The organism is Streptomyces sp. NBC_00083 (genome assembly GCF_026343295.1).
Taxonomy (GTDB): Bacteria; Actinomycetota; Actinomycetes; order Streptomycetales; family Streptomycetaceae; genus Streptomyces.
The window spans coordinates 48,361-71,894 of sequence record NZ_JAPELY010000001.1 but is presented as its reverse complement, the minus strand read 5'-3'; the positions used below and the strand labels follow the sequence as shown (position 1 = coordinate 71,894).

17 protein-coding genes and 1 tRNA gene are annotated in these 23,534 nt (G+C 73.6%); 6 read left to right on the top strand and 12 right to left on the bottom strand.

The window, feature by feature from the left end:
- The first annotated feature begins 11 nt into the window (after window positions 1-11).
- The gene (locus OOJ98_RS00305; protein WP_267052576.1) at window positions 12-692 is read left to right on the top strand and encodes a GDSL-type esterase/lipase family protein; all 681 of its coding nucleotides are present in this window, start codon (window positions 12-14) and stop codon (window positions 690-692) included.
- Here OOJ98_RS00305 and OOJ98_RS00300 read toward each other — a convergent pair.
- Window positions 680-1,573, bottom strand: a complete 894-nt coding sequence (locus tag OOJ98_RS00300) for an MBL fold metallo-hydrolase (RefSeq protein ID WP_267052575.1) — start codon at window positions 1,571-1,573, stop codon at window positions 680-682. The two genes, OOJ98_RS00305 and OOJ98_RS00300, sit on opposite strands and share 13 nt — an antisense overlap.
- Before the next feature lie 132 nt (window positions 1,574-1,705).
- On the opposite strand from OOJ98_RS00300, the gene OOJ98_RS00295 reads away from it, so the two are divergent.
- Entirely contained in the window at window positions 1,706-2,617 is a 912-nt protein-coding gene (locus OOJ98_RS00295; RefSeq protein WP_267052574.1) for an AraC family transcriptional regulator, read from the top strand.
- Window positions 2,618-2,635: 18 nt separating this feature from the next.
- Here the strand turns inward: OOJ98_RS00295 and OOJ98_RS00290 are convergent, their stop codons facing one another.
- The gene (locus OOJ98_RS00290; RefSeq protein ID WP_267052573.1) at window positions 2,636-3,544 is read right to left on the bottom strand and encodes an NADP-dependent oxidoreductase; all 909 of its coding nucleotides are present in this window, start codon (window positions 3,542-3,544) and stop codon (window positions 2,636-2,638) included.
- A gap of 150 nt (window positions 3,545-3,694) precedes the next feature.
- Between OOJ98_RS00290 and OOJ98_RS00285 the strand changes: the two genes are divergently transcribed.
- A complete protein-coding gene (locus OOJ98_RS00285) occupies window positions 3,695-5,056 on the top strand; it encodes a response regulator transcription factor family protein (RefSeq protein ID WP_267052572.1) in 1,362 nt (453 codons plus the stop codon).
- A 110-nt stretch (window positions 5,057-5,166) separates the two neighbouring features.
- On the top strand, window positions 5,167-6,900 hold the full coding sequence (locus OOJ98_RS00280; protein ID WP_267052571.1) for a bifunctional 3'-5' exonuclease/DNA polymerase: 1,734 nt from the start codon (window positions 5,167-5,169) through the stop codon (window positions 6,898-6,900).
- 30 nt (window positions 6,901-6,930) lie between these two features.
- Here the strand turns inward: OOJ98_RS00280 and OOJ98_RS00275 are convergent, their stop codons facing one another.
- Window positions 6,931-7,578 (bottom strand): histidine phosphatase family protein, encoded by a 648-nt coding sequence (locus OOJ98_RS00275; RefSeq protein WP_267052570.1) that lies wholly within the window; start codon window positions 7,576-7,578, stop codon window positions 6,931-6,933.
- A 228-nt stretch (window positions 7,579-7,806) separates the two neighbouring features.
- Here OOJ98_RS00275 and OOJ98_RS00270 point away from each other — a divergent pair, with 228 nt between their 5' ends.
- Entirely contained in the window at window positions 7,807-9,228 is a 1,422-nt protein-coding gene (locus OOJ98_RS00270) for a glycoside hydrolase family 1 protein (protein WP_267052569.1), read from the top strand.
- Window positions 9,229-9,257: 29 nt separating this feature from the next.
- Window positions 9,258-10,496: an MFS transporter gene (locus OOJ98_RS00265; RefSeq protein ID WP_267055444.1), complete on the top strand. Its 1,239-nt coding sequence runs from the start codon at window positions 9,258-9,260 to the stop codon at window positions 10,494-10,496.
- A 61-nt stretch (window positions 10,497-10,557) separates the two neighbouring features.
- Here the strand turns inward: OOJ98_RS00265 and OOJ98_RS00260 are convergent.
- The 9 genes from OOJ98_RS00260 to OOJ98_RS00220 all read right to left on the bottom strand — a co-directional run bounded on the left by OOJ98_RS00260 (window position 10,558) and on the right by OOJ98_RS00220 (window position 23,463).
- Window positions 10,558-10,631, bottom strand: a tRNA-Thr gene (locus tag OOJ98_RS00260).
- A 106-nt stretch (window positions 10,632-10,737) separates the two neighbouring features.
- Window positions 10,738-12,297 carry an alpha/beta hydrolase gene (locus OOJ98_RS00255; protein ID WP_267052568.1) on the bottom strand — a complete coding sequence of 520 codons (1,560 nt, stop codon included), beginning with the start codon at window positions 12,295-12,297 and terminating at the stop codon, window positions 10,738-10,740.
- A 150-nt stretch (window positions 12,298-12,447) separates the two neighbouring features.
- Window positions 12,448-13,653: a DNA polymerase III subunit delta' gene (locus tag OOJ98_RS00250; protein WP_267052567.1), complete on the bottom strand. Its 1,206-nt coding sequence runs from the start codon at window positions 13,651-13,653 to the stop codon at window positions 12,448-12,450.
- A 280-nt stretch (window positions 13,654-13,933) separates the two neighbouring features.
- Entirely contained in the window at window positions 13,934-17,284 is a 3,351-nt protein-coding gene (gene tmk / locus OOJ98_RS00245; protein ID WP_267052566.1) for a dTMP kinase, read from the bottom strand.
- A gap of 112 nt (window positions 17,285-17,396) precedes the next feature.
- Window positions 17,397-20,237 (bottom strand): type I DNA topoisomerase, encoded by a 2,841-nt coding sequence (topA, locus tag OOJ98_RS00240; protein WP_267052565.1) that lies wholly within the window; start codon window positions 20,235-20,237, stop codon window positions 17,397-17,399.
- Window positions 20,238-20,426: 189 nt separating this feature from the next.
- A complete protein-coding gene (locus OOJ98_RS00235) occupies window positions 20,427-20,654 on the bottom strand; it encodes a hypothetical protein (RefSeq protein WP_267052564.1) in 228 nt (75 codons plus the stop codon).
- A gap of 224 nt (window positions 20,655-20,878) precedes the next feature.
- Window positions 20,879-21,670, bottom strand: coding sequence for an ABC transporter permease (locus tag OOJ98_RS00230; RefSeq protein ID WP_267052563.1), 792 nt, complete (start codon window positions 21,668-21,670; stop codon window positions 20,879-20,881).
- Window positions 21,671-21,682: 12 nt separating this feature from the next.
- On the bottom strand, window positions 21,683-22,456 hold the full coding sequence (locus tag OOJ98_RS00225; protein WP_267052562.1) for an ABC transporter permease: 774 nt from the start codon (window positions 22,454-22,456) through the stop codon (window positions 21,683-21,685).
- A complete protein-coding gene (locus tag OOJ98_RS00220; protein ID WP_267052561.1) occupies window positions 22,453-23,463 on the bottom strand; it encodes an ABC transporter ATP-binding protein in 1,011 nt (336 codons plus the stop codon). The genes OOJ98_RS00225 and OOJ98_RS00220 overlap by 4 nt, the downstream gene beginning before the upstream one ends.
- Between the last annotated feature and the right edge of the window lie 71 nt (window positions 23,464-23,534).

Genomic DNA, 23,534 nt, shown 5'->3' with positions numbered 1-23,534 from the left:
TGATGACCCCCATGCGTTTTCTCTTCGTCGGTGACTCCATGACCATCGGGTGCCCCGGCGACTTCACCTGGCGCTACCGCATGTGGCGCCACCTCGAAACGTCCTTCGACGGCCCGTACGAGATCGTCGGGCCGCGCACCGCGCTGTACGACCCGGCGGCCGGGGCGCCCGTCTCGCACGACTACGCCGCCCCCGACTTCCCGGCCGCGGCCCGCCGCCACCTCGCGGGCTGGGGCGAGGGCTGGCTGCACATGGCGCCGCTGATCGGGCCGGCCGTCGCGGAGAGCCGGGCGGACGTGCTGCTGGTCTCGCTCGGCCTGATAGACCTCGGGTTCTACACGGACGCGGAGCAGACCGCCGCGAACGTGCGCGCGTTCGTCGCGGGCGCCCGCGCCGCCAACCCGCGCGTACGCATGGTGGCGCTGCCCGTCATCCCGAACATCCGGGCCCGCGACGACGCCGCGTTCGCCGCCGAGGTCGACCTGTTCAACGTGCTGCTCGCCAAGGCCGTCGCCGACCTCGACACGGCGGCATCGCCGCTGATACTCGCCGCGGTCCCCGACAGTTACGACATCCGCACGGACACCTACGACGGAACGCATCCGGGCCCCAGCGGCGAGCACAAGCTGGCGGCCGCGTTCGCCGCCGCGCTGCACGGCGCCTGGGAGAGCGGCGCGCGTTACGCGCTGTAGGAGGCCCACGCCTGGACCGCGAACCGGCCGCCCTCGCGCCGCACTTCGAAGGCGCCGGGGCCGCCGAAGTGGGCCGGCACAACGAGTTCGCGCTCGTCGGCGGCGCGGCCCAGGACGCGGTGGCGGGTGGCGGCGGCCCCTGCCTCGTCCTCGCAGAAGCAGCTGTTGTGCGCCGGGTGGGCGATCTGTACGGGGCTGTGCAGCAGGTCGCCCACGAACACGGCCCGCTCGCCGCGGGAGGCGAGCCGCAGCACGGAGGAGCCCGGGGTGTGGCCGGGCGCGGACTCCAGGACGAGGTTCTCGTCGATGCGGTACTCGCCCTCCCACAGCACGGCCTGCCCGGCCCGCACCACGGGCGCCACGCTGTCCTCGAAGAGTTCGACGTCGTCCACGCGCAGGTCGCGGCCGTTCGCCGGGTCGAAGTGGAAGTGGTCGGCGGCCGGCATGAGGTAGGTGGCGCGGGGGAAGGCCGGCACCCAGGCGCCGGGCCCCGCCGCCACCGTGTTCCAGCCGACGTGGTCGGCGTGCAGATGGGTGTTGACGACGACGTCGACGTCCTCGGGCCGCACCCCGGCCGCCGCCAACTGCCCCAGGAAATCGGTGTCGCGGTGGTGGAACATCGGCATGCCGGGCCGTTCGCGGCCGTTGCCGACACCGGTGTCCACCAGCACGGTCCGCCCGCCGCTGCGCAGCACCCACGTCTGCAGGGCGCCGATCCACCGGTCGCTCCCGCGCTCCCAGAAGTGCGGCGCGAGCATCTCCTCCTGCTCCTCCCACGTCGCGATCCCCGCCTCGGGCACGATCGCGCGGGCCGGCCCGAAGGTGCCCTCCCACTCCACGACCCGGATGACCTCGACCTCGCCCAGCGTGATGCTCCGCATGCCCTGCCGCCTTCCGCTCACTGTCCGTCGCCACGACTCTAGACAGTTCGCCATGAGACACCCAATGCTCTCCCGGCTCATCTGGATACGCGAACACCTCACCCACGGGCGACCCGGCGGTAGGCTGGCCGCATGGATCTGGTGAGCGACGCGATCTCCGCGGTACGGGTGGGGCAGCCCTCCTCCACCCGGCTGCGGGTGGGCGGCCAGTGGTGCGCCCGGCTCGACCCGTACGAGGGCGCCGGCTTCCACGTCGTCCTGGAGGGCGGCTGCTGGATGCGGACCGAAGGCGGAACGGCGCTCGCCCTGAACACCGGCGACGCGGTGCTCCTTCCGCACGGCAGCGGACACGTCATCGCCGACCACCCCGCCGGTCCGGCGGCGCTCGCACGGGCCGTCGACTTCGCCCAGTGGTCGCACCGAGCGGCCAACTCCCCCGACGGCGAGGGCGACACGGAACTGCTGTGCGGCAAGTACCGGCTCGACCGGCACCACACCCACCCGCTCCTCGCCGACCTGCCCGACGTCGTGCACATCCCCAACCGGGTCGGCCACCACCACGAACTGCGCGCCGCCATCGACCTGTTGGGCCGCGAAGTCGGCTCCGCCCGGCCCGGCGCGGCGATCGCCCTGCCCAGCCTGCTCGACCTGCTCCTCGTCTACCTCGTACGGGCCTGGATGGCCGACAGCACCACCTCACGCTGGCCGGCCGCGCTCCACGACCCGGCGGTGGCCGCCGCCCTGCACGCCCTGCACGACGACCCCGCGCGGCCCTGGAGCAACGACGGGCTCGCCGCCCACGTCGGCGTGTCACGGGCCACCCTCGCCCGCCGCTTCACCACCCTGGTGGGGCGCGCCCCGATGGCGTACCTCACCTGGTGGCGCCTGACCCGCGCGGCGGCGCTGCTGCGCACCACCCCCGACGCGCTCGACGCCATCGCCCGGCGCGTGGGCTACAGCACCCCCTACGCCCTCTCGCACGCCTTCAGCCGGCAGTACGGCACGACGCCGGGCCGCTACCGCGCGGCGGCCCGCACCGGGTGAGCGCGCGCCCGCCGGGCCTCAGGGGATGAGGACCAGCTTGCCCTTCGCGTGGCCGCCCTCGCTCAGCTCCAGGGCCTTGACCGCCTCGGAGAGCGGGAACGTCTCTGCGTGCCGGATGCGCAGCCGGCCCTCGGCGACCAGGCGGGCCTGGGCCTCGTAGACCGGCTCCGGGTCGGCCAGGGCGGCGCCGCTGAACTCGACGCCGTGCTCGGCGGCGTCCAGCGCGGCGATGGTGACGACGCGCGACGCGGTGCCGCCGCGCAGCTCGACCGAGTCGGGCAGCGTGTCCTTGCCGGCCGCGTCGTACACGGCGTCGATGCCCTGCGGGGCGAGCGCACGCACCCGCTCGACCAGACCGGGCCCGTACGCCACCGGGACCGCCCCCAGCTCACGCACGAAGGCGTGGTTGTCCAGGGACGCGGTACCGATGACCGTGGCACCGCGGGCCACCGCGAGCTGCACCCCCACCGAGCCGACCACGCCGGCCGCGCCGTGGACCAACAAGGTCTCCCCTGCGGCCAGTTCGAGCCGCCGCAGCACCCGCTCCGAGGTCTCGCCCGCCACCGGAAGGGCGACCGCCTGCTCCCAGGCGAGGGCGGCCGGCTTGGCCACGACATGAGTGGCGAGGGCGTACTCGGCGTAGGCGCCGGTGTCGGAGTGACCGAACACCTCGTCGCCGACCGCGAACGCGGTGACACCTTCGCCGAGCGCGTCCACGACACCCGCCACTTCGAGCCCCGGAATCATCGGGAAGGTCACCGGGAACTTGGCCCGCATCCAGCCGTTGCGGATACGGAAGTCGACGGGGTTGACGCCCGCCGCCGCCACCTTCACCCGCACCTGGCCGGGGCCCGGCTCCGGCCTGTCGGCCTCGGTGAAGGACAGTACGTCCGGCCCGCCGAACCGCTCGTACACGATCGCTTCCATCACAGCACTCCTCGCATCGTCACCGCGCTGGCCTCGGCGCCCTGGCTCAAGCGTCCGTGCCGGCCCGCCCCGGACCGGCCCGCCTTCCGGCCGGTTCGACCTGGCCACAAGGCGGGGCGCCGGCGGCCGCGGCGACCGTACGCTGAGGCGATGGAGCCCCGCACGAGCCGCACCGCACCCCGCGCCGCCGACCCGGCGCACACCGCCGCCGCGCTCGCCCACGCCGCTGAGCTGGTGCGCGCCCCGCTGGACCGGATCCTGCCGATCCTCTCCGCGGCCACCGCCCCGCTCGTCCCGCACACCGTCGCCGCCGAACTGTCCGGGCAGTGCGCCCACTCGCCGTTCAAGACACACGGCGCCCCGCACGGCGAGACCGGCGCCCACACACCCGCCGGCCCGCGCGGCGAGACCGCCACGGCCGGGCGGATCACCGCCGCCGAGCTCCAGGCGCTCGCCCCGCTCGTCACCCCCGGCCAGGTGTGGCAGGGCACGGCCGTCATCGGCGGCGTGGAGCGGGCCGTGGTCGCCGCCGCGAGCGAGGCCGCGCCGATGGCCGCGCAGCCGCCCCTGCTCGTCCTCGTACGCACCGGCACGGGCCCCGAGTTGACGGCCCAGGACGCGACGACCGTGCAGCACCTGTGGGACCTGGCGAGCGGCCACCGCGCCCGCATCTCCATCGAGGCGGTGCCCGGCGCGCTCGCCCAGTCACGCTCCACAGCCGCCGAACGCGCCCGTGTCATCGCCGAGTTGGGCGAGGCCCACGAAGCCGCGCTCACCGCCCTGCTCGGCGTGCTGCGCGCCCGGAGCCTGGACGACCGCGACGCCCGCGCCCGCGCCGTCGACCTCGCGGCGTCCGCGCTGGTCGCGCTGCGCGCCACCGCCGACCGCGACCACCAGCTCACCGAGGAACCCGCCGGCGAGGCCTTCACCCGGCTCGCCGACTCCCTCAGACCGCTGCTGCGCCACTGCGAGGTGCGCCTGGAGGTCGCGCCGCCCGAGGCGGAGACCGCCGAGAAGCCCGTCCCGGCCGAGATCGCCCACCTGGCCCGCGCCGCCGTCCGCACCCTCGTCCTCGCCCAGGCCGGACAGGACGGTGTGCGCCGCGTCCACGTCCGCTGGCGCATCGCGGAGTGCCGGCTGATCGCGTCCGTACGCGACGACGGGCCCGGCGAACCGGCGTGCGCCGCACTCGACACCCACCGGATCGCCCAGCGCCTCGCCGCGCTCGGCGGCACCCTCACCGTGGACGCGCTGCCCGGCTGGGGCACCACCGTCACCGCGGCCCTGCCGCTCGGCACCGCGCCGGGCCCCCGCCTCGACCCGCTGTCCGAACTGCACCCGCGCGAGACGGAGGTGCTCGGCCATCTCGCCCGGGGCCACCGCAACCGCGCGATCGCCGAGGCGCTGCACATCAGCGAGTCGACGGTGAAGTTCCACGTCGCCAACATCCTGGCCAAGCTGGGCGTCAGCTCCCGGGGCGAGGCGGCGGCACTGCTGCACACGGTGGCGTAGGCGCCCGCGGTCGTGGGGGTGACCGCGGTGGTGACCGCGGTGGTGCTCGCGGCGCGGGTCGCTGTCGTGGTGGCGGGCCGTTGTCAGTGCCGGATGCCAGACTCGATCGCGTGAACGAACGGTGGGACCGGTGGGCCATCGAGGCGACCGAGGGCGGCGGAGCACGGCTCGCGCCCCTCGGCGACGACGGGCTGCCGCTGGGCGGGATCCTTGAGGAGCCCGACCTGACGGCCGCCGTCCTCGCGCGCCCGCACGTCGGCCGCTGGGTGTGGCGCTCCACCGCCGAGATCTACCCCCGGCTGCTCGCCGCGGGCGCCCGCATCGAGCGGTGCTACGACATCGAGGACGCCGAGCTGCTCCTCCTCGGCCACGAGGGCCGCTACGGCGAACCCCGCTCGGCGGCGGCCTCCTGGGCCCGGCTCCGCAACCGGCCCGTGCCGCCCGACCCGCCGCCCAGGGCCGCCGAACCGGGCTCGCAGTCCTCCCTCTTCGAGTTCGAGCCGCGCTCCACCGCGGGCCTCCCCTTCGAGGCGCTCCTGGAGGTGTACGCCGAGCAGCAGCGCCGCCACGACCGCGCCGAACACCCCGCCAGGATGCGGCTGCTCACCGCGTCCGAGTCGGCCGGCATGCTGGTCGCCGCCGAGATGCACCGCTCGGGGCTGCCCTGGCGCGCCGATGTGCACCGCGAGCTCCTGGACGGGCTGCTGGGCGAGCGCTACGCGAGCGGTTCGCCGCGCACCGGGGGCGGCGGTGAGCCGCGCCGGCTCGCCGAGCTCACCGACCAGGTGTCGGCGGCCTTCGGCCGCCGGGTCAGACCGGACCTGCCGGCCGACGTGGTGAAGGCGTTCGGCGAGGCCGGGATGCGCATCAAGTCGACCCGCCGCTGGGAGCTGGCCGAGCTCGACCACCCGGCGGTCGAGCCCCTCATCGCGTACAAGAAGCTGTACCGGATCTGGACCGCGCACGGCTGGAGCTGGCTGCACGACTGGGTGCGCGAGGGCCGCTTCCGCCCCGAGTTCACCCCGGGCGGCACCGTCAGCGGCCGCTGGACCACCAACGGGGGCGGCGCCCTGCAGATCCCCAAGGTGATACGGCAGGCGGTCGTCGCCGACGCGGGCTGGCGCCTGGTCGTCGCCGACGCCGACCAGATGGAGCCCAGGGTGCTCGCCGCGATCTCCCGCGACCCCGGCCTGATGGAGGTCGCCGGCCACGACGGCGACCTGTACACCTCGCTGTCCGACCGGGCGTTCTCCGGCGACCGCAACCACGCCAAGCTGGCCCTGCTCGGCGCCATCTACGGCCAGACCTCGGGCGACGGCCTGAAGAACCTGGCGGCCCTGCGCCGGCGCTTCCCCCTCGCGGTGGCGTACGTGGACGACGCGGCGAAGGCCGGCGAGGAGGGCCGCCTGGTCCGCACCTGGCTCGGCCGCACCAGCCCCCCGGCGCTCGGCGCGGGCGAATCCGACGAGGCCGGCATCCCCCAGGAGGCCGAGCCCCAACCCGGCTCCTCAGGAGGGGAGTTCACCTACGGCTACGCCTCGCGGGACGCCCGCGCACGAGGCCGCTTCACCCGCAACTTCGTGGTGCAGGGCAGCGCCGCCGACTGGGCGCTGCTGCTGCTCGCCGCGCTGCGCCGGGCGATCACCGCGGCCGGGCTCCGGGCCGAGCTGGTCTTCTTCCAGCACGACGAGGTGATCGTGCACTGCCCCGCCGACGAGGCCGACGTGGTGGCGAAGGCGATCCGCGAGGCCGGCGAGCTGGCCGGGCGGATCACGTTCGGCGACACACCGGTGCGCTTCCCGTTCACGACGGCGATCGTGGAGCGCTACTCGGACGCGAAGTAGCCCCGGCGGGCGCCGTCCGGCCACGGCGGCTCACACCGCGTACTGCCCGAACTCGGTGGCGAACCGCTCGGGAAACCCGGTCCACTTCAGCTCGGCGGGCAGATGGGCCAGGTCGTTGAAGAGGAGGACGGAGGCGGGCCTGCCGGGGGCGTACCGGATGACGGTGAGCGCCGCGTTGCCGTGGTTGAGCCCCGCCCAGCGCCAGTCGGGGGCGTCGAGGGCGGCCCGCACCAGCCAGCCGATGAGGAAGGTGTGGGTGACGACCAGCTCGTGGCGCGGCCCGCTCCCCTCCACGGGCCCGGTGCATCGGGCCACCGCCTCCGCGAGCAGCGCCTCCCCCGCCTCCCGCTCCCCCGGCCCGGGATCGCCGAGGAAGCCGAGGATGCCCTCGGCGTGGGCCGGCGGGAGTTCGTCGCGCCGCGGCCAGTACGGCACGTAGTCCCCCGCCCAGGCGGCCTCCGTCGGGGCCACCCCGTCCAGCTCGGCGGCGACCAGCCGCGCGGTCTCGGCGGCCCGGCCCAGCGGACCGTGGTGCACGGCGGCCAGCGGCACCCCGGCGAGCCGCCGCCCGAGCAGCGCCGCCTGACGCCGCCCCGCGTCGGTCAGCACGGGCCCTTCGTGCCCGGCGTCACCGTGCCGGGCGAGGTAGAGGTAGCGGGTGGCGGCGGGGGTCTGCACGGGGGTGCTCCTCGGGCGGCGGAGGGGGCGGGGTGGGCGGGACGGGCGGACAGGATCTGTCATCCGGCGTTCCATAGACGTCAGTCGGCCTCCGCGCGGTTTCCGGGCCGCGTGGGGCCGGCCGGACCGAAGCGGATCCCGTGTCGCCTGGGTCCGACCGGAACCAGGAACATGAAAGTTGTTCACTTTCCATTGACAGCACCCGCCCCCCACCCCAAAAGTTCCCCCATGACGCCGCCCGATCAGCCGCCCCTGCCCGCCTTCCCGCCCGGTTTCCTGTGGGGTGTGTCCACCTCGGCGTTCCAGATCGAGGGGGCCGTGGACGCCGACGGCCGGGGGCCCTCGGTGTGGGACGCGTTCACCAAGGAGCCCGGCCGCATCAAGGACGGTACGCACGCGAACGTCGCCGTCGACCACTATCACCGCTACCGCGACGACGTCGCGCTGATGGCCGGACTCGGCGTCGGCGCCTACCGGTTCTCCGTCTCCTGGCCGCGCGTGCAGCCGACGGGGACGGGCCCCGCCAACCAGCGCGGGCTCGACTTCTACGACCGGCTCGTCGACGAGGTGTGCGCCGCCGGGATCGCCCCCGTACCCACCCTGTTCCACTGGGACACCCCGCTCGCCCTCGAGGAGCGCGGCGGCTGGCTGGAGCGGGACACCGCCGAACGGTTCGCCGCGTACGCCTCGGTCGTGGCGGAGCGGCTCGCCGACCGCGTGCCGCGCTGGATCACCATCAACGAGCCGGCCGAGGTCACCCTGCTCGGCTACGGGATCGGCGAGCACGCCCCCGGCAAGGACCTAGTCTTCGACGCGCTCCCCGCGGCCCACCACCAACTGCTCGCCCACGGAAGGGCAGTTGAGGCGCTGCGCGCCGCCGGGGCGCGGGAGATCGGGATCGCGGTCTCGCACAGCCCGGTGCGTACGGCCGGCGGCACGGACGAGGACCGGGGCGCGGCCGAGCTGTACGACACGCTCATGAACCGCCTGTTCGCCGACCCGGTCCTCACCGGCGCCTACCCCGAGGGCTGGGCCGAGCTGATGCCGGGTCCGGTCGCCGAGGACCTGAGGACGATCTCCGCGCCGCTGGACTGGTACGGGATCAACTACTACAACCCGGCGCTCGTCGGCGCCCCGGCGCCGGACGCCGCCACCAGCCTCGCGGGGATCGCGCTCCCGCCGGACCTGCCGTTCGGCCTGTTCGAGATGGAGGGTCCCGGCATGGGGGGTCCCGAACGGACCGACTTCGGCTGGCCGGTGGTGCCCGACGGGCTGCACGAGCTGCTCGTGGCCTTCGGCTCCCGTTACGGGGGCGCGCTTCCGCCCGTGATCATCACCGAGAACGGCTGCTCGTACGGGGACGGGCCCGATCCGGCGGCCGGCGGCCGGGTGGCCGACGCCCGGAGGATCGCCTACCACGACGGTCATCTGCGCGCCCTGCACCGGGCGATGGCCGACGGTGTCGACGTGCGCGGCTACTTCGTCTGGTCGCTCCTGGACAACTTCGAGTGGGCGGAGGGGTACCGGCAGCGTTTCGGTCTCGTCCACGTCGACTTCGAGACGCTGGCGCGCACCCCGAAGGACTCGTACGCCTGGTACCGGGACGTGATCGCGCGCAGCCGTCCGCGGTCCGCCGGGGAAGCCCGGTGACGGCGGAGCCCGGGGCCGAGGCCCCGGGCGTGCCGGTGGAGGGGGCGGACGGGGAGGGCGGCGGGGAGCCGGGCGGGCGATGGGTGGGGGCGTTGTCGCTGGCCAACCTCGGGGTGTGGGTGGGCTGGTTCGGTCCGCTGCAGCTGCTCCTGGCGCGGCAGGCGGAGCACTTCACGCCCGGTCACAAGGCGTCGACGCTGGCTCTGGTGACGGGTGTGGGGGCCGCGGTCTCGATGGTGGCGAACCCGGTGTTCGGTGCGCTGTCCGACCGGACGACGGCGCGGGTGGGGCGCCGGATCCCGTGGGTGGTGGCGGGCGGCGCGGGTGGGGCGGCGGGGCTGGCCGTCCTGGCGTGGGCGCCGGATGTGGCGGCGATGACGGCGGGCTGGTGCCTGGTGCAGCTCGCGCTGAACGCGTCGTTCGCCGCGCTGACCGCCGCGGTTCCGGATCAAGTGCCGTACCGGCGGCGGGGGTTGGTGGGCGGGTGGCTCGGGGTGTCACAGGTCGGGGGCATCCTGGTCGGGACGGCGCTGGCGACGGCGGCGGGCGGCATCGCGGCGGGGTATGTGGCGTGCGCGGTCTTCTCGCTCCTCGCGGTCGTCCCGTACGTGGCGATGCGCCGGGACGCGCGCCTGCCTGCGTCCGCCCGGCCCCCGTTCCGTTGGCGGGAGTTCGTGTCGGGCTTCTGGATCGACCCGCGGCGCCATCCGGACTTCGGGTGGGCGTGGCTGACCCGCTTCCTGATGAACCTGTCGTACTCGATCAGCACGATGTATCTGCTGTACTACCTGACCGACGCGGTGCGGTACGAGGGTGACGCGGACACCGGGGTGCTCGTCCTGACCGCGCTCGACGCGGTGACGCTGCTGGCCACGGTGGTGATCGGCGGCATCTGGTCGGACCGTACGGGCCGGCGGAAGGTGTTCGTGGTGTGGTCGGGTCTGGTCATCTCGGCGGCGACGCTGCTGCTGGCGGTGTGGCAGACGTGGACCGGCGCGGTGGTGGCTTCGCTGGTGCTGGGGGTCGGCTACGGGGTGTACACGTCGGTCGACTTCGCCCTGCTCACCGACGTCCTGCCGAGCGCCGCCGATCGGGGCCGGGACCTGGGCGTCATCAACATCGCCAACGCCCTCCCGCAGGTACTGGCCCCGGCGATCGCGGCGCCGGTCGTGACACACCTGGGCGGGTACGGCGTGCTGTACGCGCTGGCGGGGGCGATCGGGGTGGGCGGGTCGGTGCTGGTGGGGCGGATCCGGTCGGTGCGGTGAGGAGCGCCGCGGACAAGCAAAAGCCCCAGGTCACGGCGAGTGAGTCCTGGGGCTTCCACAGAGCCGCCTTCGGGATTCGAACCCGAGACCTACGCATTACGAGTGCGTTGCTCTGGCCAGCTGAGCTAAGGCGGCACCGCTCTGCGCACCATGGTGCGAGCAGCAGCGTCGCCAAGTCTACACAGTTTCTGGAGTGCTTCTGACCAGGTCCGGGGTCACCCGGGTGCGCGGGGTGGTGGGGCTATGAGCAGCGCTTTCCCTTGGCCGGCGGGGTGCCGTCGAGGAGGTAGGTGTTGATCGCGGTGTCGATGCAGTCGCTCCCTCGGCCGTACGCCGTGTGGCCGTCGCCCTCGTAGGTGAGGAGGGTGCCGGAGGAGAGCTGGTCGGCGAGGGACTGGGCCCACTTGTACGGGGTCGCGGGGTCGCGGGTGGTGCCGACGACCAGGATGGGGGCGGCGCCCTTCGCCTCGATGCGGTGCGGGGTGCCGGTGGCTTTGACGGGCCAGTACGCGCAGTTCAGGGCGGACCAGGCGAAGCCCTCGCCGAAGACCGGGGAGGCCTGCTCGAAGGAGGGCAGGGCCGCGGTCACCTCGGTGGGGCCGGTGAAGGACGGCGGGGCGTCCAGGCAGTTCACGGCGGCGTTGGCGAACATCAGGTTCGCGTACTTCCCGCTCGCGTCCCGCTCGTAGTACGAGTCCGCCAGCGTGAGCAGTCCCGCGCCGTCGCCCTTCATGGCGCGGGCCAGGGCCGTGCGCAGCTCCGGCCAGGCCGCCTCGTCGTACATCGCGGCGATCACCCCGGTCGTGGCGAGGGCCTCGCCGAGCTTGCGGCTCTGGCCGGTGGGGATCGGTTTGGCGTCGGCGGCCTTGAAGAACGCGCGGAGGCGGTCCGAGGCGTCCTCGACCGAGCCGCGGCCCAGCGGGCAGTCCTTCTGCTTGGCGCAGTCCGTCGCGAAGGACTTGAAGGCCGTCTCGAAGCCCGCCGTCTGGTCGCGGTTCATGTCGAGGGAGGAGAGGGACGGGTCCATGGCGCCGTCGAGGACGAGCCGGCCGGTGCGGGAGGGGTAGAGCTCGGCGTAGGTCGCGCCGAGGAACGTGCCGTACGAGGCGCCGACGTAGTGCAGCTTCTCGTCGCCGAGCACTTGGCGCAGGAGGTCCATGTCTCGGGCCGCCTCGACCGTGGACACATGGGGCAGGACCTTGCCCGACTTGGCTTCGCAGCCGGCGGCGAACTCCTTGAACGCCTTGGTCAGAGCGGTCTGTTGGGCCGGGTCGTCGGGGGTCTGGTCGACCTCCGTGTACGCGTCCATCTGCTGGCCCGTCAGGCATTCGACGGGCTCGCTGCGGGCCACCCCGCGCGGGTCCACGGCCACCATGTCGTAGCGGGCCCGCACCGGCGCGGGGTAGCCGATGCCCGCGTACGACTGGAGGTAGCCGACCGCCGAGCCCCCCGGGCCGCCCGGGTTGACCAGGAGCGATCCGATCCGCTTGCCGGGGCCCGTGGCCTTCACCCGGGCCACCGCCAGGTTGATGGAGGGGCCGGCGGGCTTCGCGTAGTCGAGCGGCGCCTTCATCGTGGCGCACTCGAACTTCGCGACTCCGCACGCCCGCCAGCTCAGCTTCTGCGAGGAGTACGGGGCGAGTTCCTCGGCGCTCGGGGCGCCGCCCGGGTCCCCGTCCGTCGCGGTGTGCGCTGACGCGGTCGCGGAGGTGGACGAACTGCCCGACGAGCAGCCGGAGATGAGCAGGCCGGTGGTGGCTACGGCGATGGCTGAGGTACGGAGCAGGCGCCTGGAGTCCATCTCCGGAGCGTAGCCGCCTTGTAACGCGATGCATGCGGGTGCGCGACGGCGCGGCTCGTACGGGTGACTCCGTCGGACCCGGCCGGCCCGCGAGCGGGAGCCCGACCGGTCGGGGAGCGGGAAGGGGTGGCGGGAGGCGGCCCCCGGGGCTCAGCCCGCTCTCAGCGAGAGCGTCATCGCCTCTACTGCCAGCAGCGGGGCCACATTGCGGTCCAGGGCGTCGCGGCAGGCCAGGATCGATTCGATGCGGCGCAGGGTGCCCTCGGGGCCGGAGGCGCGGGCGATCCGGTCCACCGCGTCGCGTACGTCCTCGTTGGCGATGGCCACCCTCGTGCCGAGCTGCAGCGCGAGGACGTCGCGGTAGAACCCGGTCAGCTCGGTGAGCGCGAGGTCCAGGCTGTCGCGCTGCGTGCGGGTCTTGCGGCGCTTCTGCTTGTCCTCCAGCTCCTTCATCACCCCGGCCGTGCCGCGCGGCATGCGTCCGCCCGCGACCTGGCCCATCGCCGCCTTGAGCTCTTCGGTCTCCTTGACGTCGACCTCCTCCGCCACCTGCTTGGCGTCCTCGGCGGCGGTGTCCACCAGCTCCTGCGCCGCCTTGAGGCAGCCGCCCACGTCGTCGACGCGCAGCGGCACCTTCAGGACCGCGGCCCGCCGGGCCCGCGCCGACGCGTCGGTGGCGAGGCGGCGGGCCCGGCCGATGTGGCCCTGGGTGGCGCGCGCCGCCGCGTACGCGGCCTCGGGCTCGATTCCGTCGCGCCGGATCAGGACGTCGGCCACCGCCTCGACCGGTGGCGTACGCAGGGTGAGGTGGCGGCAGCGGGATTTGATGGTGGGCAGCACGTCCTCCAAGGAAGGCGCGCAGAGCAGCCACACCGTGCGCGGCGCGGGCTCCTCGACGGCCTTGAGGACCGCGTTGGCCGCCTGTTCGGTGAACCGGTCGGCATCCTCGACGATGATCACCTGCCAGCGGCCGCCGGACGGCGACATCTGGGCGCCCCGCACCAGTTCACGGGTCTGCTTGACGCCGATGGTGAGGCCCTCGGTGGTGACGACCGTGACATCGGCGTGGGTGGCGATCAGCGCCGTGTGGCACCCGTCGCAGAAGCCGCAGCCCGGGATGCCGCCCAGCGCGCGGTCCGGGCTGACGCACTGCAGGGCGGCCGCGAAGGCACGGGCGGCGGTGGGGCCGCCGGAGCCGGGCGGGCCGGTGAACAGCCAGGCGTGGGTCATCTTGGACGCCTCGGGGCGCGGCTGACCGGACCGCTCGGCGGTGACGAGCGCGTCGGCGTCCCGGGCGGCGGCGGCCAGCTGCTCCTGCATGCGCTCCTGGCCCACCAGGTCGTCCCACACGGTCATCTACTGCCCCTCCCTACCTCCGGTCGCTGCTGCGCCCATTGTGCGGCACCCCACTGACAGCGGACGCCAGAGCGCACAACCCCGCAGGTCAGGGAGGTGAAGCGGCATGGCCCCGTGGGGGTCGCCGGTCGGAGCCCTGCGCTGCGTGGCACTGACCACGGTAGAAAATCCCGGCGCCCCACGCGATCGTGCCGGCACGCAGATCGCTCTGCGTACCGGCACGAGTGTTCGGGGTGTGGCCTGCCCCACCGGAACCCGACCGTCCAGGGAGCGGGCTCCCTCAGCGGCGCCGCCCGCGTCGCCCTTCGCCGTCCTCGTCACCGTCGTGCGGGCCGAGCAGTTCGTCCGCGAGGGTCGGCAGGTCGTCGAGCGGGGTCTCCTCCGCCCAGTCCGAACGGCGGCGCGGACGCTCCTGGCCGGTCGCCGGGTCGATCTGCGGCAGCTCGCGCGTGCGCTCGTTGCCGCCGTCTCCCCCGGCGCCCCGGTGGTCCGCGTCGTGCTCGTCGCGGAAGAGGCCGCGCGGCACCCGGTCCGCCGGATCGGCGCCGCGCACCGGCGGCAGCACCGCCGTCTCCTCGGCGGACGCCGCGGACACGGCGGGCAGCACGGTCGTCTCGGCGTCCGACACCGCCGGCAGGACCGTCGTCTCGTCGGCGTCGCCGCCCCGACCGGCCGCGGCGCCCTTGGCGTCCTTGGACCCCTGGGCGCCCCTGGTCCCCTTCGTGTCCCGCTTCTCCGGTTGGGCGACCGGCACGTTCTGGGTGACTTCGTCGGGCTCGGCGACCGGCACCGGCTGCGTCACCTCGTTGGGGCTGACGACCGGGGTCGTCACGGTGACCTCCGACTCCGACTCGTCGGCCGAGCCGCGGGACGACTTGGCAGAACCCGGCGCGCCGGCGGCACCGCCCGGCTTCGAGGAGCCCGACGCCGGACGGGCCGGGCCGGACGCGCCCGAAGGACGCGGCGTCGAAGCCGTACCGGTCCCGCTCTGCGCGGCCGAAGCCGCGGTCGCCGCGGCGGCTGCCGCCGCCGACTCCGCGAGCCGGCGGGCCTCCTCGGCGCGCAGCAGCGCCTCCTCGGCCTTGCGCTGCTTCTCCAGGCGGCGGGCCTCCGCCTCGGCGCGCAGCCGGGCCTCCTCCTCCGCCTGCTTGCGCAGCCGCTCCTGCTCGACGGCGCGCGCCTTCTCCTCGGCCTCGCGCCGTACGCGCTCCTCCTCGGCGAGGCGCCTGGCCTCCTCGGCCCGCTGCCGGGCCTCCTCCGCCCTGCGCTCCTCCTCGCGGCGGCGCGCCTCCTCCAGCTCGCGCCGCTTGCGTTCCTCTTCCTCCGCGCGCAGCTTGGCGAGCTGTTCCTGGCGCTCGCGCTCCAGGCGCTCTTCCTCGGCCTTGCGCGCGGCTTCTTCCTCGGCGCGCTTGCGGGCCTCTTCCTCGGCCTTCTTGCGTGCTTCCTCCTGGGCCCTGATCTCGGCCTCGGAGAGCGGCAGCATCTGGTCGAGCCGGTGGCGTACGACCGTGGTGACGGCCTCGGGCTCCTGACCCGCGTCGACCACCAGGTAGCGGGAGGGGTCGGCGGCGGCGAGGGTGAGGAAGCCGGACCTGACCCGGCCGTGGAACTCCGGCGGTTCCGACTCGAGGCGGTCGGGCGCCTCCGTGAAGCGCTCACGGGCCGTTTCGGGCGAAACATCGAGCAGAACGGTCAGATGCGGTACGAGTCCGCCAGTTGCCCACCGGTTGATCCGGGCGATTTCGGTCGGAGACAGATCACGGCCGGCGCCCTGGTAGGCGACGGACGAGTCGATGTAGCGGTCCGAGATGACGATCGCGCCGCGCTCCAGGGCGGGCCGCACCAGCGAGTCGACGTGCTCCGCGCGGTCGGCCGCGTACAGGAGGGCCTCGGCCCGGTTGGAGAGGCCGGCCGACGACACGTCGAGCAGGATCGACCGCAGCCGCTTGCCCACCGGCGTCGCGCCGGGCTCGCGGGTGACGACGACCTCGTGGCCCTTGGCGCGGATCCACTCGGCGAGCGCCTCGGCCTGGGTGGACTTGCCGGCGCCGTCGCCGCCTTCGAGGGCGATGAAGAATCCGGACGTGGCCGGCAGTTGCGCGGGGTCCGCGCCGCGTACCGCGTCGGCCAGGTCGCGCCGGAGCGGGACGCCCTGGCGGTCGTCGGCCTTGGCGAGGACCACCGCGGCGAGCGGCAGCAGGAGGGCGCCGACGAGCATCAGCGTGAAGCCGGCGCCGCCGTGCGCGAAGACGAACGAGCCCGACTCGACGCGGTGGCTGCCGATGGCCGCGGCGAGCAGCGGCGCGACGATGGCGCCGAGCCCGATGGCGACCCGTACGACCGCCTGGAGGTGTTCGCCGGTGCGGGTCCTGCGGTACTCCTCGGTCTCCTGGTCGATCAGCACGTGGCCGGTGTTGGCCGCGACGCCGGCGGCGACGCCCGCGACCAGCGCGATGAAGAGGACCGTCGCGAGGTCGGGCACGAGGCCTATGGCGAGCAGGGCGACGCCGGTGACAGTGATGGCGAACGACAGCAGCCGGCGCCGCGAGAGCACCGGGAGGATCTTGGCGGCGCCGCGGATGCCGAGCACCGTGCCGCCGGTCAGGGCGAGGACGAGGAGCGCGAACGCGGCCGGGCCGCCGCCCAGGTCGACGGCGTGCAGCACGGCGACGGACGCGGCGGCGGCGATGGCGCCCGCGACCGAGGCGCAGGCGAGGACCAGGAGCGGGACGGCGCCGGTGCGGCCCTTGTCGGGGCCGTTGCCGGTGCTGGGCCTGCGCAGCCCCTCCAGGGGTGAACGGGCGCGCGGTGTCTGGGTGTCCGGGAGTTCGAGCAGGGCGACCACGGAGATCGACGCGGCGAACAGCCCGGCGGCCAGGTAGGAGCCGAGGGCGGCCTGGTGCAGCTTGAACCAGTCGATGCCGGTGCCGAGCAGATTGCTGACGAGGGCCGCGACGAGCAGGGCGGCGGCGCCGAGGGGGATCGCCACGAACGTCGTACGCAGCGACAGGCGGCGCAGGGCGCCCAGGTGGTCGGGGAGCGGCCGGACGGCGGCGCCCTCCAGGGGCGGCGCCGGCAGCAGCGCGGGGGCCGCGCTCTCCTTGGCCACCGTCCAGAACCGTTCGGCGACGCCTGCGAGGAAGGCGGTGATGAGGACGAGGAGCAGGGCGTGGGAGGGGGTCCAGTCGATCCACAGCGGGGCCACGATCAGAAGCGCGGCCCGGATGCCGTCGGCGCCGACCATGGTCCAGCGCCGGTCGAGCGGCCCGCTGGGCGCGGTGAGCGCGGAGACCGGCCCGAGCAGCACGGCGCCGAAGAGCACCGTCGCGAGCGCCCGTGCGCCGAGCACGGCAGCGACGGCGAACGCCGCCCCCCGGTAACCACCCCCGAAGGACTGCTGGGCCAGCGCGGCCTGGAGCGCCAGCAGCAGCGTGACAAGGACGGCGAGTACGTCGCCGATCCCCCCGACGAGCTGCGCGCTCCACAGTCGCCGCAACGTGGGGATGCGCAACAGGGCGCGTACCGCACGTTCGCGTGAATCCGCTGCCAGGGCTTCGGAGATGGGGCTCACAACCGTGGGGGTCCCCCCTGATCCTTCAGAGCTTGGGTGATGCTCGGCTCCTCGCGTCATCCGCCCAGCCTATCCGGAGCGTCGCCGTCCCGGCGGGGGTGCCCGAACATATGGGCGGACGAACGACGGGGGGCCGGGGCGTGTGCCCCGACCCCCCGTCACCATCCCTGGCCTACTCGGAAGTCGCGGCCTTCTTGGCGGCGGCCTTCTTGGCGGGGGCCTTCTTGGCGGGGGCCTTCTTCGCCGCGGTCGTCTTGGACGCGGTCGTCTTCTTCGCGGCCGCCGTCTTCTTGGCGGGCGCCTTCTTGGCGGTGGCGGCCTTCTTGGCGGGGGCCTTCTTCGCCGTCTTCTTGGCGGGGCCCTTGGCCCGCTTCTCGGCGAGCAGCTCGAAGCCGCGCTCGGGCGTGATCTCCTCGACGCTGTCGGCGGTCCGCAGCGTCGCGTTGGTCTCGCCGTCGGTGACGTACGGTCCGAAGCGGCCGTCCTTCACCACGACCGGCTTCTCGCTGACCGGGTCGACGCCGAGCTCCTTGAGCGGGGGCTTGGCGGCGGCGCGGCCACGCTGCTTGGGCTGGGCGTAGATCGCGAGGGACTCTTCGAGCGTGATGGAGAAGAGCTGGTCCTCGGTCTCCAGGGAGCGCGAGTCGGTGCCCTTCTTCAGGTACGGGCCGTAGCGCCCGTTCTGCGCGGTGATCTCGACGCCTTCCGCGTCGTTGCCGACGACGCGGGGCAGCGACATCAGCTTGAGGGCGTCGTCGAGGGTGACCGTGTCGAGGGTCATCGACTTGAAGAGCGAGGCGGTGCGCGGCTTGACCGCGTTCTTGCCGGTCTTCGGGGTGCCCTCGGGCAGGATCTCGGTGACGTACGGGCCGTAGCGGCCGTCCTTGGCGACGATCTGGTTGCCGCTCACGGGGTCCGTGCCCAGCTCGAAGTCGCCGCTCGGCTTGGCGAGCAGTTCCTCCGCGTACTCGACGGTCAGCTCGTCGGGCGCGAGGTCCTCGGGAACGTCGGCGCGCTGGTGGCCCTCGGAGTCCTTCTCGCCGCGCTCGACGTAGGGGCCGTAGCGCCCGACGCGGAGCACGATGCCCTCGCCGACGGGGAACGAGGAGATCTCGCGGGCGTCGATGGCACCGAGGTCGGTGACGAGCTCCTTGAGCCCGCCGAGGTGGTCGCCGTCGCCGTTGCCGGCGGAGGAGGCCGCGCCGGCCGTCGCCGCGTCGCCCTCACCGAAGTAGAACCGCCTCAGCCACGGCACCGCCTGGGCCTCGCCCCGCGCGATGCGGTCGAGGTCGTCCTCCATCTTGGCGGTGAAGTCGTAGTCGACGAGCCGCCCGAAGTGCTTCTCCAGGAGGTTGACGACGGCGAAGCTCAGGAAGGACGGCACGAGCGCCGTGCCCTTCTTGAAGACGTAGCCGCGGTCCAGGATCGTGCCGATGATCGAGGCGTACGTGGACGGGCGCCCGATCTCGCGCTCTTCCAGCTCCTTGACCAGCGAGGCCTCGGTGTAGCGGGCCGGCGGCTTGGTGGCGTGGCCGTCGACCGAGATCTCCTCGGACGACAGGGCGTCGCCCTCGGCCACCTGCGGCAGCCGGCGCTCACGGTCGTCGAGCTCGGCGTTGGGGTCGTCGGCGCCTTCGACGTACGCCTTCATGAAGCCGTGGAAGGTGATCGTCTTGCCGGAGGCGGAGAACTCGGCCTGCCGGCCGTCGCTCGCCCGTCCGGCGATCTTCACGGTCACCGAGTTGCCGACCGCGTCCTTCATCTGGGAGGCGACGGTGCGCTTCCAGATCAGCTCGTAGAGCCGGAACTGGTCGCCGGTCAGGCCGGTCTCGGCCGGGGTGCGGAAACGATCACCCGAAGGGCGGATCGCCTCGTGCGCCTCCTGCGCGTTCTTGACCTTCCCGGCGTACGTGCGCGGCTTGTCCGGCAGGTAGTCGGCGCCGTAGAGCTGCGTCACCTGGGCCCGAGCGGCGTTGATCGCCGTGTCGGACAGCGTCGTGGAGTCCGTACGCATATAGGTGATGAAGCCGTTCTCGTACAGCTTCTGGGCGACCTGCATGGTCGCCTTCGCGCCGAAGCCCAGCTTGCGCGAGGCCTCCTGCTGGAGCGTGGTCGTGCGGAACGGGGCGTACGGCGAGCGGCGGTAGGGCTTGGACTCCACCGAGCGCACGGCGAAGGAGGAGTCGGCGAGCGCCGCGGCCAGGGTCCGCGCGCCGGCCTCGTCCAGGTGCAGGACGTCGCTCTTGAGCTGTCCGTCGGGGCCGAAGTCGCGGCCCTGCGCGATGCGCCGGCCGTCGACCGCGTTGAGCCGTGCCACCAGCGTGGACGGGTCGGAGGCGTCGCCCGTGCGTCCGGTGGAGAACGTGCCGGTCAGGTCCCAGTACTCGGCTGAACGAAACGCGATGCGCTCGCGTTCCCGCTCCACCACGAGCCGGGTGGCCACCGACTGGACGCGCCCGGCGGACAGCCGCGGCATGACCTTCTTCCACAGGACCGGCGAGACCTCGTAGCCGTAGAGACGGTCGAGGATGCGGCGGGTCTCCTGGGCGTCGACCATGCGCTGGTTGAGCTCGCGCGGGTTGGCGACGGCGTCCCTGATGGCGTCCTTGGTGATCTCGTGGAAGACCATCCGGTGGACCGGGACCTTGGGCTTCAGGACTTCCTGGAGGTGCCACGCGATGGCTTCGCCCTCGCGGTCCTCATCGGTGGCGAGGAACAGTTCGTCGGACTCGGCGAGGAGCTCCTTGAGCTTCCTGACCTGGGCCTTCTTGTCGGCGTTGACGACGTAGATCGGCTGGAAGTCGTGTTCGACGTCCACGCCGAGCCGGCGCACCTCGCCGGTGTACTTCTCGGGCACCTCGGCGGCGCCGTTCGGCAGGTCGCGGATGTGCCCGACGCTCGCCTCGACGACATAACCGGGGCCGAGGTAGCCCTTGATCGTCTTCGCCTTGGCAGGAGACTCGACGATGACGAGTCGGCGGCCGCCCTTTGCGGTCTCGCTGGTCGGGGACAACTTCGCTCTTCTCTCCGGTCGGCACTCGGGTTGTCGGTACGTGACGCTGCGGAGTGTGACGGTACAACCCGCCCCCGTGTCAAACAGCAAAAGCCCGCAGCGGCCACTCGAACGGTAACCCGACTTACCGAGATCCTGCCGCCCGGACCGTCCCGAAGCCTTCTGAAAAGCGTTTCATCCCCTTTCGGTCTAGAACGTTCCCCCGATGCGGGTGAAGCACCAGACGCCAAGCAGGAGGAATCCGACACCGAAGGCGGCCGCGACCATGGCGGAGGCGACCGGCGACGCCCCGTGCGCGACCGGCGTGCGGCGGCGCGCACAGGACGCGGTCCACAGCAGCAGGGCGCCCCCGAACAGCACGAACACCGTCCCCGCGAAGACGGCCGGCCCCGCCTCGGTCCCTTCCAGTGCGTTCATGGGCGCGATCCTCGTCACGGTGCGACGCCCCCGGGCAGAGCGGGGGCCGCATCGGGGCGAACACCGGGTGAACGGTCACCCGATCATGCGCATTCCAGCCAGATCCGGGCCCCGACAGCCGGGTCGCGCCTCCCCGGCAGGGCGTCGGGCGGCACCGGCAAAAGGCGTCGAGCGTCACACCGGCACTGAGCGTCACCCGGCACCGGCGTCGCCTCGCACCGGCCTCACATCACGTCGAGCGTCGCCCGCCGTCTGCTGCCCCGCTCGAACAGCGCGAGCAGCCCCACCGCGAGCAGCGCGTAGCCCGCGCCGACCGCGCACTCCGCGCCGACCGTGCCCCAGGCGATCCCCCCGCCGCCCGCGAGCAGCCGGGCCGCGTCCGCCGCGTGGGTCAGCGGCAGTACGTCGCCTGCCGTACGCATCCATCCGGGCAGGGACGAGCGGGGCACGTTGGCCCCGGTGAGCAGCAGCAGGGCGGAACTGGCCACGTTGGACACGAGGAACACGTCCCTGAAGCGCAGGCCGAGGGCGCCGAGCGCGAGACCGAACGCCGAGCAGGCGACGGCGGCCGCGACCAGCACCAGGGCGAGCCCCGGCAGGGCGGTGGCGGGCAGGCTCAGACCGAGCACCAGGCACGCGGCGGCGAGCGTGACGGCGCTGACGACCAGGCCGTTCACCACATACGGCAGGGCGCGGCCGAACCAGAGGGGCGCGCGGCGCCGCGGCGAGAGCAGCACGGCCCCCAGAGTGCCGTACCGCCGTTCGTTCGCGACGGCCATCGTGCCGCCGTACACGCATGCGGTGGAGGATGCGAGGACGGCGTTTCCCACAAGATAGAAACGGTCGTCGGCGACGCCGAGTTCCCGTCCGAGGAAGACGAAGAAGAGGAGTTGCAGGACCGGCCCCACCAGCAGGGTCCCGATGAACATGGGCGGCGTGGTCCAGTTGAACAGGGCCCGGTACGAGATCGTCCCGCCGACGACGACCAGCCGCCCGGTACGGATGAGTTGACGCATGTCGGTGGTCTCCTAGGCGAGGGCGAGCGAGGCGGCGGCGCGGGCGCGGTGTTCGACCCGGCCGAGGACGGCGACCGCGAGCAGCGCGTAGAGCACGCCGAGGGCGAGCGCGACGCCCATCGGGGTCACCACGTCTCCGCCGGAGGTGGCGGCGTGCACCGCCCGGGAGCCCCAAGTGGTGGGCAGGGCCCAGGAGATGGGCCGGGTCCACGCCGGCAGGACGGTGATCGGCAGGAGCATTCCGGAGAGCAGCCAGACCGGCGCGTCCAGCGGGTTGGCGAGGGCGTTGGCGTTGCGCAGCAGTACGAAGGTGGCCGCGAGGAGCAGCCCCATCATGCCGAGCGCCAGCACACAGACCGGCACCGCGACCAGGAAGAGCACCGGGTGCGCGAAGCTCAGCGGCACCCCGAACAGGAGCCGGCCCCACAGCACGGTCGCCACCATCGAATAGGTGCCGACGACGGCGGTGGCCAGGGTGATCGGCAGCAGGACGAGGGGCAGCCGGGTGGGGGAGACGACCAGCATCTCCAGGGTGCCGAGCCAGCGCTGGTTCTGCACCGCGCCGCCCGAGCCGAACAGGACCGACGACCAGATGCCCATGAGGCCGGCGCCGACGGACGCGGTGAGCAGCCGGTCGGGGTCGCCCGCCGCCCGGAAGAGGTAGACGGCGAGCGTGGCGTAGACGAGCGGGACCAGCACCGCGAAGGTGATTTCGAGGGGCGAACGGGACATGTACGTGACGTGGGTGCGCACGCCGACCCGGATCAGCCGCAGTGCGCGCCTCACGCGGTCACCCCGGCCGCGGCCGGCGCGGGGGAGGTGGCGGCGGCGCCCTCCACGATCGCGATATAGGCGTCCTCCAGGGTCGGTTCGCGGGTGCCGACGCGTCCGACGCGGATGCCGTCCAGCGCCGCGAGTACCTGTCCGTGCAGGTCGGCGCCGCGATCGGTCTGCACGGTGACGCTCTGCGCGGCGCCGCGCTCCTCGGCGGCGACCCCGCGCACCCCGGGCAGGCCGCGCAGCCGTTCGAGGGCGGTCTCGTCGGCCCCGAACGCCTCTATTTCGAGGACGTCGCGTTCCTGGACGCGGGCCTTGAGTTCGCCGGGGGTGCCGAGCGCCCGGATCGTGCCGCCCGCGATGACCGCGATGCGGTCGCACAGCTCGTCGGCCTCGGCCATGTAGTGGGTGGTCAGGAGCACGGTGGTGCCGCCGGCCCGCAGGTCGGCGACGGTCCGCCGCAGGTCCCGCGCGGCGACCGGGTCGACGCCGATGGAGGGCTCGTCGAGGAAGAGGACGTCGGGCCGGTGCAGCAGCCCGCGCGCGATGTGCAGCCGCTGCCGCATGCCGCGGGAGTACCCCTCGACGCGTTCCCGCTCGCGTCCGCGCAGCCCGACCAGGTCGAGGAGTTCGGCGATCCGCGCCTTCTGCTCGCGGGGCTCGACCCCGTACAGCTCGGCGAAGTAGCGCAGGTTGTCGAGCGCGGAGAGCCGCTCGTACAGGCCCCGGTCGCCACCGAAGACGTACCCGATGCTGCGGCGTACGCGGACCGGATCGCGTGCCACGTCGTGACCGAGCACGCGGGCCGTGCCGGAGGTCGGCAGGAGCAGGGTGTTGAGCATTTTGATGGTGGTGGTCTTGCCCGCGCCGTTGGGCCCGAGCAGCCCGAAGAGCTCGCCCCGCCCGACGTCGAAGGTGACGCCGCGCACCGCCTCGGTCGTCACCCGCCGAGGCCGCAGCCAGCCGCTGCGCGAGGTGTAGGTGCGGCGCAGGTCCCGTACTTCGATCGCTGTCATGCCCCGGACGCTAGGAGTCCGCCCGGGGCCGGAGCCATCGATTCGGGAGGCCCCGAATCCTGGGAGCCCCG